This window comes from Sphingomonas sp. RS6 (assembly GCF_054489705.1).
In genome coordinates this window covers 61166-75237 of record NZ_JBTMWM010000005.1, presented here as the reverse complement: position 1 = coordinate 75237, position 14072 = coordinate 61166, and the positions used below count along the sequence as shown (strand labels likewise).

Below are 14072 nucleotides of genomic sequence, written 5' to 3'. Positions count from 1 at the left end.
CATAGAGGCTGAGCCTTCGGGTGGGCTCGGTCGCTTCGGCTGCTCAGTCCGCTTCCGAATTCGCCCTGGCGGCAGCTTGCAGCAGTTCGCCGACCAGCGGGTTGGCGAAGCGGCGGCTGACCATCACCGCGTAGAATGCCTCATGCACCTGCGGCAGCTGCGCCAGTTCGGCCAGGCTCCCCTCCGCCAGCTCGTCGCGCACCACGATCGGCGGCAGCACCGCCAGCCCGACGCCGTCGCGCGCGAGCAGGCGCATCATCGCCATGTCGTCCACCTCGGCCGCGATTTGCGGGCGCACGCCCAGCGTCGCCACCAGCGAATCGAACGCGGTCCGCACGCTGCTTTCCAGCGTCGGCAGCACCACCGGCTGCGTCGACAGCAGGCCCGCCAGGCTGGTGTCGCCGGCCTGCCGGGGCCGGCCGATCAGGCTCACGCGCTGTTCGGCGATCTTGTGCGCCAGATAGGGGGTGATCGCGTCGCGCGCCGGCGGGCGATTGGCGAGCACCACGTCGAGTTGCAGCGCCGCCAGCGCCTGCATCAGTTCCGCCGAACTGCCCGAACGCAGCACCAGCTCGACATCGGTGCGATGGAGCAGCGGCCGGACGAACCCGATCTGGAAGTTGCGCGACAGCGTGGCGAGCGCGCCGATCCGCACCGCCTGCCGCGCGCGCCCGGTTTCGCGCAGCACGTCGAGCAGCTCGTCGCCGGTGGCGAAGATCGAATCGGCATGGTCCAGCGCGATGCGGCCCGCCTCGGTGAGCACCAGCCGGCGCCCCTCGCGCTCGAACAGGGCGTGGCCCAGCCGTTCCTCCAGCTTGCGGATCTGGGTGGACAGCGCGGATTGCGAGACCGCCATCCGCTCGGCCGTGCGGGTGAGGTTCCCGTCATGCGCCACCGCCCAGAAATAGCGCAGATGGTTGTAGTTCAGATCGCGCATGATCGTTCTTATAAAGCGAACGATATCCGCCAAACAATGAATTTTATCCGATCGTTCCGCACGCCTAACGCTCCCGCCAGACAAGAAGGAGAATAGGTGTGGGACTGTGGTGGTTGGCCAATGCCGGGCCGGCGATCCTCGCCGCGGCGGCGGTGGCAGCGGGCGCCGGGCGCGGGTTCCGGCCGGGCTGGACGCTGCACGCGGTGTCGCTGGCGGCGCTGGTCGCGCTCGTCGCGTCGATCGCGCTTGCCGGCTGGCTCGCTGTGGCCGGGCCGTGCACGCTGGCGCTGCCGGGCGCGGCATCGCTGGTCGCGATGCGGCTCGACGTGGTGAGCGTCACGATGCTCGTGCTGGTCAGCTTCGTCGGCTGGGTGGTCGTGCAGTTCGCCGCGACCTATCTCGATGGCGAAGCGCGGCAGGGACCGTTCATGGCGTGGCTGGCGGTAACGCTCGCCAGCGTGATGCTGCTGGTGACGGCCGGCACGCTGCCGCAGCTGGTGTTCGGCTGGATCGCGACGGGGCAGGGGCTCCGCCGGCTGCTGCTCTTCTATCCCGATCGCGCCGCAGCGCGCCGTGCCGCCCGCAAGAAAGCGCTGAGCACCGGTCTCGCCGATCTGCTGCTGGTCGGGTCGGCGCTGCTGCTCTGGCGCGCGACCGGCACGACCGACATCGCCCAGCTGCTCGCCGCCGCGCGTGCGGGCGTGGCGCCCGAGGCAATGGCGCTCGCCGCCTGGGGGATCGCGATCGCGGCGATGCTCAAATCGGCACAATTCCCGCTGCATGGCTGGCTGACCGAAGTGATGGAGGCGCCGACGCCCGTGTCCGCGCTGCTCCATGCCGGCGTCATCAATGCCGGCGGCTTCCTGTTGATCCGGCTCGCCGATGTGATGCTGGCCTCGCCCGCCGCGCTTGCGCTGCTGGTGGTGCTCGGCGGCTTCACCGCGCTGTTCGGCAGCCTGGTGCTGCCCACCCAGCCGGCGATCAAGACGCAGCTGGCCTGGTCCACCGTCGCGCAGATGGGATTCATGATCATGCAGTGCGGGCTCGGCCTGTTCTATCTCGCGCTGCTCCACGTCGTCGCCCATTCGCTCTACAAGGCGCATGCCTTCCTCTCGTCGGGTGGCGCGGTCGAGCGGGTCGCGACCGCGCGGCGGCTGGGGCCGGTGGCGAAGCCCGACGGCCTGGCGATCGGCCTGGCGATGCTGGGCGCGGCGATCCTGTACGCGGCGCTCGCGATCGGCTTCGGGGCGTGGAACAAGCCGCCCCAGGCGGTCGCGCTCGGCGCGATCCTGGTGTTCGGCGTCGCCTATCTGATCGTGCAGGGGATGAGCCCCGCCGCGCCGCGGCCGCTGCTCCAGCGCACGCTGGGCTTCGCGATCCTCGCTACCTCGGCCTATTTCCTGCTGCACAATGCGGCCGAGTGGCTGACTGCGGGCACGCTGCCGCCGGTGCCGGCGCCGGGGCCGTTCCAATGGGCGCTGCTCGCCTTCGCGCTGCTCGCCTTCGGCAGCATCGCGGCGGCGCAGGCGATGCTGCCCTTGTGGTGCGATCATCCCGCCGCGCAGCGCCTGCGCATCCACCTCGCAAATGGTTTCTACGTCAACGCGCTGCTCGATCGGGTGATCGGCGGCCGGACTCTCGGAAAGGCTTGATCCCATGTATCGTAGTGCCGACCCGCAATCCCACACGCCGCAGCCCAGCTATGTCGGGCTGCTGCTCGAAGCCGCCGAACTGGCCGCGCGGGGCATCCCGCCGCTCTGGCCGCTGGCGACCAGTGTCGCGGTGAACCCGTTCCTCGGCCATACTGGCCGCAGCCTTGCCCAGGCATCGGCCTGGCTGGCACGGAGCGGCGGCGCCCGGGCGACGATGCCGCGCACCTGGTATCGCGCGCGCCTCGCCGAAAGCGCGATCTACGAAAGCGATCTCCACGCCGCATGGCAGGCGACGCCGGCGGACGAGCGGCCGGCGCGGTTCGAGCAGCTGGTGCTCGCGCTGGCCGACGAGAGCGCCGATCCGGTCGCGCATCCCACGCTTGCCGAAATCGCCGCCGTGCCGGGCGGAATCGACTGGCCCTCGATCGTCGCCGATCAGATCGGCGGCTGGGCCGGCAGCTATTTCGACGCCGGGCAGGCGCTTTGGGCCGCGCCGCAGGGCGAGGGCGCCTATGCAGGCTGGCGTGCGCAGGCCGCGCTTGATCGCACGCCGGAAATTGCCGGCTTGGCCGGCTTTCGCGCTTTCGTCGCCAGTGCGCCGGCGACCGCCAGCGACACGATCGCGGTCAGCGCGGCGCGGCTCGGGCTGCGGGCGGAGGCGGCGGCACGCTATTTCGAGCGGTTGTTGATGAGCATGGGCGGCTGGGCGCAATTCGCCCGCTATCGCCGCTGGCAGGCCGAACTGACGAACAGCGTCGATACCACGCTGGTCGATCTGCTCGCCGTGCGGCTGCTGTGGGACGCCGCCCTGTGGGCGCTGGGCGACGCGGCCCTGCGTGAACGCTGGGCGGAGGCTGCCCGCGTCTATGAGGCGCCGGCGCGTGCGAGCGAGGACGCCTGCATCGACGTGATCCTTCAGCACGCCGCCGAGATCGCCGAGCAGCGGCGGCTGGCCGATCGGCTCCGCGCGCCGGTGCAGGGGCAGGGCGAGAGCGCGACGATCGCGCAGATGGCGTTCTGCATCGACGTGCGCTCGGAGCCGATCCGCGCTGCGATCGAGCGGGTGGCGCCGGGCATCCGCACCAGGGGCTTTGCCGGCTTTTTCGGCGTCGGCACCGCGCATCGCCCGCATGGCGCCTGTGCGGGCGAAGCGCGGCTGCCGGTGCTGCTGCGGCCCGGCCTGACCAGCGACGATGGCGGCGACCCGCATCTGGAGGCGCTGGACCACGCCAATGCGCGCGGCGATCGCGCCTGGGGGCGGTTCAAGCAGGCGGCGGTCTCATCGTTCGCCTTCGTCGAATCGGCCGGGTTCGTCTATGCGGCCAAGCTGCTCAAGGGCACGCTCGGCCTGGGCGCCGCCGCACCGGCAAGCCACAAGCCGCGCTTCCACCCGCCGCTCGCACCCAACGACGCGATCGATGCGGCCGAACGCATCCTGAGGGCGATGTCGCTCACCCGCGACTTTGCGCCGCTGCTGATCCTCGTCGGGCATGGCGCGGGCGTGACCAACAATCTGCACGCCAGCGCGCTCCAGTGCGGTGCCTGCGGCGGCCATGCCGGTGACGTCAATGCGCGGCTGCTGGCCGGACTGCTCAACGATCCGGTGGTGCGCAAGGGGCTGGCCGCGCGGGGCATCGAGATTCCCGACGAGACGGTCGCGATCGGCGCACTGCACGATACGACCAGCGATCGGATCCGGCTGTTCCTCGACGACTCGCCGGTTCCCGCCGCATTGCTGGCCGAGGTGGAGCAGGGGCTGGCCCGTGCCTCGGTCGAAGCCGCCATCGCCCGCGCCGCGCGGCTGCCGCATGCCGATGGCGTGAAGCAGATCGTCGCGCGCGGCCGTAACTGGGCGGAGATACGGCCCGAATGGGGGCTCGCCGGATGCAGCGCCTTCATCGCCGCGCCGCGCGCCCGCACCGCCGGCCGGTCGCTGGGGGGCAGGGCGTTCCTGCACGATTACGACTGGCGGGCGGATGCCGATCTGTCGGTACTCGAACTCATCCTCACCGCGCCGGTGGTGGTGGCGAGCTGGATCAGCCTGCAATATTATGGCTCCAGCGTCGCGCCGGGCGTGTTTGGGGCGGGCAACAAGCTGCTCCATAATGCCGTCGGCGGCATCGGCGTGCTGGAGGGGAATGGCGGGATGCTGCGCGGCGGCCTGCCGTGGCAATCGGTGCATGATGGCGAGCGGCTGGTCCATGATCCGCTGCGCCTGACGGTGGTAATCGAGGCGCCGACCGCCGCGATCGACGAGATCCTGGCCCGCCACGGCGAGGTCCGCGCGCTGTTCGACAATCGCTGGCTGCACCTGCTGGCGATGAACGAGCGCGGCCGGATCGCCGCGCGCTATGCCGGCGGCCTGCGATGGCAGCCCTATGCCGGGCGGGAGGTCGACGCATGACCGTCCAGACCGCAACCCTGCGCACCCAGGCCGAACCCGAGGTGGAGATCGCCGCGATCGACCAGCGAATCGCCTGGGTGCTGTCGCATCCCGGCACCAGCCCGTGGCTGCGCGCCGCGCTGGAATCGGCGCTTGCCGAGGACCCGCTCGACGTCGCCAACGATGTCGAGATGCTTCGTCACCTGCTGCTGCCGCGCAGCACCGCGCACGCGATCCTCGCCGCCGCGAACCTCGCCTGAGCCGGCCCGGCTGTCGCTCAGGCGGGGCCGGCGCCGGCGTGCCGCCGCAGGCCCTCGCGCAGCCAGATCAGCCCGCGATCGCTCGCCCGCGCCCGGTTGAACTGGATCATCTCGCGCATCTTCGGCACCGGGAAGGGGGCGGGCGCCATCGCGAGCGGCAGCTTGTCCATGAACAGCCGGGCGAGGCGGGCATGGACCAGTGCGATCCGCATCGTCCCCGGCAGCAGCCACGGCACCAGCGTGAATGCCGTCACCGTCACCTCGATCCGGCGCGAATCGCCACGCGCCCGGACGATCTGCTCGGCAAAGGCGGGCGTGTTGGACAGTTCGACGACGACATGGCCCGCCGCCTTGTAGTCGGCCTCGGTGATCGGCTTCGCGAAAATCGGGTTTTCCGACCATCCGAGCACGACATGGTCTTCCTCGAACAGCAATTCGCTGGGATGGCCCTGCTCCTGGAACTGTTCGGGGGAGACGATGCAGTCGACCTCGCCGCGCTCCATCTGGTCGGCGACGCCCGTGTGCGGCGCGATTACCGAGCATCGGATGCCGGGCGCCGTGGTCGCGATTTCCGCCAACAGCGGCTGTACCGCGATCGAGGTCACATAGTCCGATGCCGCGATCCGAAACCGCCGCCGCGACGTCGCGGGATCGAACAGCGTCGAACTGGAAATCAGCGCCTGGGCGTTCGCGACGATTTCCGCCACGCGCGGGGCCAATTCCTGCGCATGCGGGCTCGGCACCATCTGCTTGCCGTTCGCCACCAGCAGCGGATCGTTGAACGAGTCGCGCAATCGCCGCAGCGCCGCGCTCATCGCCGGCTGCGTCAGCCGCAACCGTTCGGCGGCGCGGGTGACGCTGCGTTCCTCCATCAGCGTGTGAAACGCCACCAGCAGGTTCAGATCAAACCGGTCGAGGCGCATGGCATAAATCCCGTGATTGATTGATCATAAAATATAACAATTTTGATTGATGTCAAAAGGCTCGCATCATGCGCCCCAACGAATGGCCGAAAATGGCCGCGATCAATGGGAGGGTGAATGTGAGCAAGGCATGGCGATTGACGAGTTCGGTTCTGGCGCTGGGCATTGCCGGTCTCGCCGCGCAGGCGCACGCGCAGGATGCGGCAGCGGCCAGTGAAGAGGCACCGGCGGCATCGACGCAGGACGCATCCGGCACCGATCAGCAGCAGGGCCTTCAGGAAATCATCGTCACGGCGCAGCGCAAATCGGAGAATCTGCAACGCGCCGGCATTCCGGTCGCCGTCGTCACCGGCGATCAGCTGGTCAGTCGCGGCCTGACCAGCGCCAACGAACTCGGCGGTTCGGTTCCGTCGCTCAGCGCCCAGCCGCAAGGCGGCGCGAACACGGTGTTCTTCCTGCGCGGCGTCGGCAACTTCACCGTCAACGGCTACAGCGATCCGGCGGTCGCGTTCAATTATGACGGCGTCTATCTCGGCCGCGCCACCTCCACCTCGGGCATCTTCTATGATCTCGAACGGGTCGAGGTGCTGAAGGGGCCGCAGGGCACGCTCTATGGCCGCAACGCCACGGCCGGCGCGATCAACGTGCTGCCGACGCGGCCGAAGCTGGGCGAAAACAGCGGCTTCGTCACGGCCAGCTACGGCAATTATAATGCGTTCAACGTCCAGGGCGCGGTCAACATCGCGATGGGCGAGCATGGCGCGATGCGCGTTTCCGGCAACCTCGTCAGCCGCGACGGCTATCAGACCGACGGGACCAACGACGAGAAGACGCAGGCGTTGCGCGTCCAGTTCATGAGCGAACTGACCCCGGACCTGACCGTGCGCCTCGGCGGCGATTTCGCGCATAGCGGCGGCAAGGGGCCTGGCTCTACCTATGCCGGCAGGATCGTCTATAACGGCACCGCCAACCAGTTCGTGCCATCGGGCCTCAGCGAGAATAGCGGCCTGTTCTCGCCCGAGGCGCAGGCCTATCGCCAGACGCTGTTCAGCGGACTCTCCGGGCGCACGCTCGATCCGCTCGACGTCGAGCCCTATCTCGACAACAACTATTATGGCGCCAATGCCGAAATCACGCTCAACACCGGTGCCGGCACGCTGACGGTGATCCCGGCCTGGCGCTATTCGAAGCTCGACAATCGCTTCGCAGTGCCGGCCTTTTACGGCAATGTCGCCGAAACCGACGAGCAGAAGAGCCTTGAAGTCCGCTTCGCCGGCAAGCCGATCGGCATGTTCGACTATATCGTCGGCGCTTACTATTTCGACGAGTCGGTGGATGCCACCTATCTCTTCTCGCAACAGGCGCTGAACGCCTATCAGTCGTTCACGTCCAACACCAAATCCTATGCCGGGTTCGGCCGCCTCACCGCCAATTTCACCGATCGGCTGCGGCTGATCGGCGGCCTGCGCTATACCAAGGACGACAAGGATTTCGACGGCCGCGCAGACGTGTTCCTCGTCCGCTGCACCACTGTCGTTCAGGGCCGACCGAGCTGCCCCGATGCGCCCTTGCTGCCGTCCACGGGGCGCTACCAGGATCTGCCGACGTCGATCTTCCCGAGCGTGCCGGATAACCAGGCCCGGCCGATCGGCACCACCGGCGCGCTGCTGATCCACGCCGTGACGCCGGTGAACACCACGATTTCCAACGATCGTTTCACCTATCACCTCGGCGCCGAATTCGATGTCGGTCCCCGCTCGCTGCTCTACGCCAATTACGAAACCGGCTTCCGCTCGGGCGGCTTCGCGCTGGCCGCCGGCTATGAGACGTTCGAGCCCGAATATATCGACGCCTATACGATCGGCATGAAAAACCGGTTCTTCGACAACCGGCTTCAGCTCAACCTTGAGGCGTTCCTCTGGAAGTACCGCAACCAGCAGGTCAATCACACCGGCGTCGATCAGAACGGCAACCAGGGCCAGATCACCGAAAATGTCGGCAAATCGACCAACAAGGGTGTCGAGGTCGATGCGCAGTTCCTTGCCACGCCGAACACGCTGCTCAGCGTCAATGTTCAGTATCTCGACGCGAAATACGATGATTTCGTTTATCGCGAGCCGATCGGCGCCACGCCGCCGGTTACCGGCTGTCCGTATCGCGCAAGCGCGGTGGCGGGCATGTACGACATCGATTGCTCGGGCCGCACGGCCTATCAATCGCCGAAATGGACGATGAACCTCGGCGCGCAGCAGACCGTGCCGCTGGGCGACTACAAGCTTGTCGTCTCGGGCGACACGCAATATCGCTCCAGCCGCGTCGTCGGGTTCGAATATATGCCCAACCAGCTGGTCGGCGCCACCTGGGTCAGCAACGCCCAGATCAGCTTCGGCGCCTTTGACGATCGCTGGTCGATCGCCGCGTTCGTCCGCAACATCGAGGATGAGCGTTACCAGGCCAGTGCCCAGATCTACAATGCCGGCTCTGCCGCGCTCGCCGTCTATTCGCCGCCGCGCACCTATGGCGTGCGGGCAACCTCGAAGTTTTGAGGGGGCGGGGAATGGTGTCGATCAACCGCGCGTTGCTGACCGGCCTGCTGCTGATGGCAGCGGGTTCGGCCCCGGCCCGGGCGCAATCGCCCGAAACGCCCAGCTGGATCACGCTGGGGACGATGGGCGGTCCGGTGCCGGAGCCTTCCCGATCGCAGCCGGCCAATGCGCTGGTCATCGGGCGTGACGTCTATCTCGTCGATGTCGGCGACGGTGCGGTTGAGCAACTCGCCAAGGCCGGCCTTCAGGCGTCGCAGGTAAAGGCGGTGTTCCTCAGCCATCTGCACTTCGATCATACCGGCGGGCTCGCGGCGTTGCTGGGGCTGCGTTACCAGACCTATGCGCCGGGGCCGCTGCACATCTACGGTCCGCCTGGCACCCGGCAGCTCGTCGACGGCCTCGTCGCGTCGATGAAGCCTGCGGCGGCGGCGGGCTATGGCCTGCCGGGTGCGCCGGTGATCGATCCGGCGAGCACCGTCATGGTGACCGAGATCGCCGACGGCGGGAAGGTGGCGACCGGCGGCTTCACCTTGCTCGCCGCCAAGAACAGCCATTACAGCTTCGCACCCGGTTCGGCGGATGATCTACATTATCAGTCGCTGACCTACCGGTTCGATCTGCCGGGCAAATCGATCGTCTACACCGGCGATACCGGGCCGAGCCCGGCGGTCGAGCAGCTCGGCCGCGGGGCCGACATGCTGGTGAGCGAGATGATCGACGTGCCCGCGACGATGGCGGCGATCGGCCGGCTTCAACCGGACATGCCGGCCGGGCAGCGCGAAGCGATGCGCGAACACCTCACCCGCCATCACCTGACGCCGCAGCAGGTGGGCGAAATGGCCAAGGCGATGGGGGTCAAGCAGGTGGTGCTCACCCATCTGGTGATCGCCCGCGCCGATCAGGCGGCGATCGATCGCGCGATCGCGGAAATCCATCAGTCCTTCTCCGGGCGGGTCACCGCCGCCCATGATCTGGAACGGTTCTAATCCCATGCAATCCCTGAAAACCCTGGTTATCGGCGGTGGCATCGGCGGGCTCACCGCTGCCATCGCGCTTCGGCAAAAAGGCTTTCCCGTCGAGGTGATCGAGCGCGATCCCAGCTGGTCGGTCTATGGCGTCGGGATCATCCAGCAGGCGAATGTGCTCCGCGCGATGGCCACGCTGGGCCTGCTCGACGACTATATCAGCGCAGGCGTCGGGTTCGACGCCGTCGAAATCTATCGGCCCGACGGTGTGAAGGTCGCCCGTGTGCCGGCGCCGCGCCTGCTCGAAGGCTATCCGGCGAACATGGGGATCGGCCGTCCGGCGCTGCACAAGGTGCTGGGCGACCGCACCATCGCGCTCGGAGCCGAGGTGCGGCTGGGGATCACCGCCGAAAGCATCGTCGATGACGGTGAACAGGTTGCCGTTACCTTCTCCGACGGCACGGCTGGCATTTACGACATCGTGATCGGCGCAGACGGCGTCTATTCGCAGACGCGCGCCACGCTGCTTCCCGATTCGGAGACGCCGCAATTCACCGGCCAGGCGGTGTGGCGCTACAACTTCCCGCGCTGGCCCGATCTCGATGCGCTCCACGCCTATAACGGGCCCACAGGTGTCGGCTTCGTGCCGATCAGCGACGCGCTGATGTACATGTATGTCACCACGCCGGAGCCCGATAATCCCCGTTACCCGCGCGAGGGTCTGGCCGCGGCGATGCGTGGCAAGCTTGCCAATTGCGCCCCGGCGATCCGCGAGCTCGCTGAACAGATCACCGATGACGACGGCGTCGTCTATCGCCCGCTCGAAGGCATGCTGGTCGAAGGGCCGTGGCACAAGGGCCGTGTGGTCCTGCTGGGCGATGCGGTCCACGCCACAACCCCGCATCTGGGCCAGGGCGCCGGCATGGCGATCGAGGACAGCATCGTGCTGGCCGAGGAGCTTACCCGCCACGACGCGGTCGAGGACGCCTTCACCGCCTATCGCGCTCGCCGCTTCGATCGCTGCGCCTATATCGTCCGGGAAAGCCTGGCGATTTGCTACGGCCAGCTCGGCAAGGCGCCGCCCGTCGATAACGCCAAGGCCACCGCGGAAATGTTCGCCGTGACCGCCCAACCCATCTGAGTAACCGAGGAACCTGTTATGAGCCGCGTGACCGAAATCCGCTATGTCGGCTACGGCGTGACCGACTTCGACGCCGAGAAGAAATATTACGAAGAAATCTGGGGCCTGGAGCCGGTGCCGAGCGACGACGGCATGGCTTGGTTCAAGGCCCAGGGGCATGACGAGCACCAGGTCGTTCGCCTCCGCAAGGCCGAGGAAAACCGCATCGACGTGATCGCACTGTCGGCCGACAGCCGCGCCGATGTCGACGCGCTGCGGGCCAAGGTGGCAGACGCCGGCTGCCAGATCGTGCGCGAGCCGGCCGCGCTGACCAGCCCCGGCGGCGGCTATGGCTTCCGCTTCTTCTCGCCGGACGGCCTGATGTTCGAAATCTCCAGCGACGTCGCCCGCGGCCAGCGCCGCGAGATCGAACGCTGGGACGGGGTGCCGGTGAAGATCAGCCATATCGTGCTGCACTCGCCCGACCATCAGGCGGCCGTGAAGTTCTTCACCGAGGTGCTGGGCTTCCGAGTCAGTGACTGGCTGGGCGACTTCATGTGCTTCCTGCGCTGCAATTCGGCGCACCACCGCATCGCCCTGCTGCCGGGGCCGGCCTGCCTCAACCATGTCGCCTATGACATGGAAGGGATTGACGGCATGATGCGCGGCGCGCACCGGCTGAAGCTGAACGACGTGAACATCGGCTGGGGCCCGGGCCGCCACACCGCCGGCAACAACACCTTCAGCTATTTCGTCACGCCCAGCGGCTTCGTCACCGAATATACCGCCGAGCTGGAGGAAGTGGATTTCGAGCACCATCAGGCCCAGGTCCGCGCCCCCGCGCCGATGGTCATGGACCAGTGGGGCATCGGCACCGGCGGTCCGCAGACGCTGCCGCATCCCGCGCCGAACCCCGGCCTGTTCACGGCGGTGGAGGCCTGATCCGATGGCGCTGTTCGAATATTTCCCCAATTACATCTGGAACCTCTCCGTCGCGATCGCGATGGAGAGCGGGGGCCAGATTGGCGAGCTGGTTGACATGTGCCAGCCGATCAAGGACGCCGCGGCCTCGGGCGCCGATGCCGGCACGCCGCAGTTCATGGCGCAGTGGGTCGCGATGGCCGAAAAGCTGATCGAGCTTGCCGCCGAGGACGAGGCACGGGGCCGCGCCATCTCCGCCTCGAACAAGCTGGAGCGCGCCGCGCTCTACATGTTTACCGGCGAGCGCATGCAGGGTCACGGCCATCCCGGCCGCAAGGAAACCTACGCCAAGGCGCGCGCCGCGTTCGACAAGTCGACCGCGCTCGGCAAGATCAACCGCGAGCGCGTGGAAATCCCCCTCGCCACCGGCACCATGCCCGCGCTCTACACCCGCGCACCCGGCGAAGGCCCCAAGCCCGTCGTCGTCTATTGCAACGGCCTCGATAGCTGCAAGGAGCTGCTCTACTGGTCCCGCCTGCCCGAAGCGCTGGCGCGGCGCGGCATCTCCACCCTATGCGTCGACCAGCCCGGATCGGGCGAGGCGCTGCGGCTGCAGAACCTGCCGGCCGATCCGCATTCGGAGAACTGGGCATCCAAGGCGGTCGACTGGCTGGAACAGCAGGCGGACGTCGATCCGAAGCGGATCGGCATGACCGGCATTTCGCTGGGCGGGCACTTCGCCCCACGCGCGGTCGCCTACGAACCCCGCTTCGCCTCGGGCGCCTGCTGGGGCGCCAACCATAATTGGGCCGAGGTGCAGCAGAAGCGGCTCAACCGCGAGGGCGAGAATCCGGTTCCGCATTACTGGGCCCATGTGATGTGGGCGTTCGGCGCCAGCGACATGGACGATTTCTTCGTCAAATGCGCCGACATGAACCTCAACGGCCATATGGGCGGCGTGAAGGTTCCCTTCCTCGTCACGCACGGCGCCGAGGATCGCCAGATCAGCGTCCAGTACGCGCATGACTGCTATGACCAGCTGGTCAACAGTCCCAAGCGCGAGCTGAAGATCTTCACCAAGCGCGAGGGCGGCGTGGAGCATGTCGGCGCGGACAACATGTCCTACGGCCGCGACTATATCGCCGACTGGTTCGCCGAAACGCTGGACGGACACACCGCATGAGCGGGGCAGCAGGAACGCAGGTCGCGTCCACCCGGCACGCGATCATGCTGATCCTCACCGCGATCATGCCCACCATGGGCATCGTCGCGCTGGTGCCGGTGCTGCCGCTGCTGCTGCGGGAATTCGCCGCCGTGCCGGGATCGGCGGTGCTGGTGCCGGTGGCGCTGACCGTGCCGGCGCTGTGCATCGCGCTGTTCTCGCCGGTGGCAGGTGCGCTTTCCGATCGGCGCGGGCGCAAGCCCGTGCTGATCGCGGCGCTGATCCTCTACGGCGTCGTCGGCGCGCTGCCGCTGCTGCTTGCCAATCTCTACGCCATTCTTGCCTCGCGCGTGGTGCTGGGGCTGGCCGAAGCCGCGATCATGACCGTCTCAACGGCGATGCTCGGCGACTATTTCGAGGGGCCGCGACGCGAGCGCTGGATCGCCACCCAGATGGCGGCGGTCAGCGTCAGCGCAATTGCGCTGGTCGCGATCGGCGGCGCGCTGGGCGAGGCGCTGGGCGCGCGCGGGCCGTTCCTGCTCTATGTCGTCGCCCTGCCGATCGCAGCGGCGGTGGCGGCCATGTTGTTCGAGCCGGTCCATCGCAGTGCCAGCCGACAGGCGAAGGCGCGCCTGCCGCTGGGCGCAATCCTGCCGGTGCTGCTCATCACCATTGCGGTCGGCGTGCTGTTCTACACGATCATCGTCCAGGTCGGGCCGATCATCGAACGCAGCGGCGTCACCTCGCCGGGCCTGATCGGGCTGGCGGCGGCCGGCACCAATCTGGGCGTGGCGATCGGCAGCATCCTGTTCGGCCGGGTCAAGGCCCATGCCGGGCCGCGGCTTCTGGCGGCCGGGCTGGCGCTGGTGGCCGCCGGCTATGCCGGGGCGGCGCTGGCGCCAGGCTTGGGCGCGATCACCGGCTTCGCCATCCTCGCCTGTGTCGGCAGCGGCCTGATGCTACCTAACATGCTCGCCTGGGTGATGCGCCGCCTGCCCGCCGCCGCGCGCGGTTCGGGCACCGGCGCCTGGACGGGGGCTTTCTTCCTCGGCCAGTTCGCCGCGCCGCTGATCACCACGCTGCTGGTGCCCGTCACCGGTGGCCTGTCGCAGACGCTTCTCCTCTACACCGGGCTGGCGCTCGCCGGCGCGCTTGCCGCGCTCGTTGCCGGCACGCGGTCCGCCACCCCAAATCCCGCTTGAA

11 protein-coding genes are annotated in these 14072 nt (G+C 68.0%); 9 read left to right on the top strand and 2 right to left on the bottom strand.

Features of this window, described 5'->3' with window-relative positions; all coding sequences use genetic code 11:
- Positions 1–43 precede the first annotated feature (43 nt).
- The gene (locus ACX40Y_RS11130; RefSeq protein ID WP_459119632.1) at positions 44–937 is read right to left on the bottom strand and encodes a LysR family transcriptional regulator; all 894 of its coding nucleotides are present in this window, start codon (positions 935–937) and stop codon (positions 44–46) included.
- Between the two features lie 98 nt (positions 938–1035).
- Here ACX40Y_RS11130 and ACX40Y_RS11125 point away from each other — a divergent pair, with 98 nt between their 5' ends.
- The 3 genes from ACX40Y_RS11125 to ACX40Y_RS11115 are packed head-to-tail and all read left to right on the top strand — an operon-like array spanning position 1036 to position 5232.
- Positions 1036–2589: a proton-conducting transporter transmembrane domain-containing protein gene (locus ACX40Y_RS11125; protein WP_459119631.1), complete on the top strand. Its 1554-nt coding sequence runs from the start codon at positions 1036–1038 to the stop codon at positions 2587–2589.
- A gap of 4 nt (positions 2590–2593) precedes the next feature.
- Positions 2594–4993 (top strand): YbcC family protein, encoded by a 2400-nt coding sequence (locus ACX40Y_RS11120; protein ID WP_459119630.1) that lies wholly within the window; start codon positions 2594–2596, stop codon positions 4991–4993.
- Entirely contained in the window at positions 4990–5232 is a 243-nt protein-coding gene (locus ACX40Y_RS11115; protein ID WP_459119629.1) for a hypothetical protein, read from the top strand. Before ACX40Y_RS11120 ends, ACX40Y_RS11115 begins: the two co-directional genes overlap by 4 nt.
- Before the next feature lie 17 nt (positions 5233–5249).
- Here ACX40Y_RS11115 and ACX40Y_RS11110 read toward each other — a convergent pair whose 3' ends face one another.
- Complete coding sequence (locus ACX40Y_RS11110; protein ID WP_459119628.1) at positions 5250–6155, bottom strand: LysR family transcriptional regulator; 906 nt, start codon at positions 6153–6155, stop codon at positions 5250–5252.
- Between the two features lie 137 nt (positions 6156–6292).
- On the opposite strand from ACX40Y_RS11110, the gene ACX40Y_RS11105 reads away from it, so the two are divergent.
- From ACX40Y_RS11105 to ACX40Y_RS11080, 6 genes are read left to right on the top strand one after another with little or no spacing between them, the layout of a single operon-like run.
- Positions 6293–8701, top strand: coding sequence for a TonB-dependent receptor (locus ACX40Y_RS11105; protein ID WP_459119627.1), 2409 nt, complete (start codon positions 6293–6295; stop codon positions 8699–8701).
- Positions 8702–8712: 11 nt separating this feature from the next.
- Positions 8713–9687 carry an MBL fold metallo-hydrolase gene (locus tag ACX40Y_RS11100; protein ID WP_459119626.1) on the top strand — a complete coding sequence of 325 codons (975 nt, stop codon included), beginning with the start codon at positions 8713–8715 and terminating at the stop codon, positions 9685–9687.
- A gap of 4 nt (positions 9688–9691) precedes the next feature.
- Complete coding sequence (locus ACX40Y_RS11095) at positions 9692–10807, top strand: FAD-dependent oxidoreductase (RefSeq protein ID WP_459119625.1); 1116 nt, start codon at positions 9692–9694, stop codon at positions 10805–10807.
- Positions 10808–10825: 18 nt separating this feature from the next.
- A complete protein-coding gene (locus ACX40Y_RS11090; RefSeq protein WP_459119624.1) occupies positions 10826–11728 on the top strand; it encodes a VOC family protein in 903 nt (300 codons plus the stop codon).
- A gap of 4 nt (positions 11729–11732) precedes the next feature.
- Positions 11733–12890 carry an alpha/beta hydrolase family protein gene (locus ACX40Y_RS11085; RefSeq protein ID WP_459119623.1) on the top strand — a complete coding sequence of 386 codons (1158 nt, stop codon included), beginning with the start codon at positions 11733–11735 and terminating at the stop codon, positions 12888–12890.
- Positions 12887–14071 carry an MFS transporter gene (locus tag ACX40Y_RS11080; protein WP_459119622.1) on the top strand — a complete coding sequence of 395 codons (1185 nt, stop codon included), beginning with the start codon at positions 12887–12889 and terminating at the stop codon, positions 14069–14071. The genes ACX40Y_RS11085 and ACX40Y_RS11080 overlap by 4 nt, the downstream gene beginning before the upstream one ends.
- Position 14072: the final 1 nt, after the last annotated feature.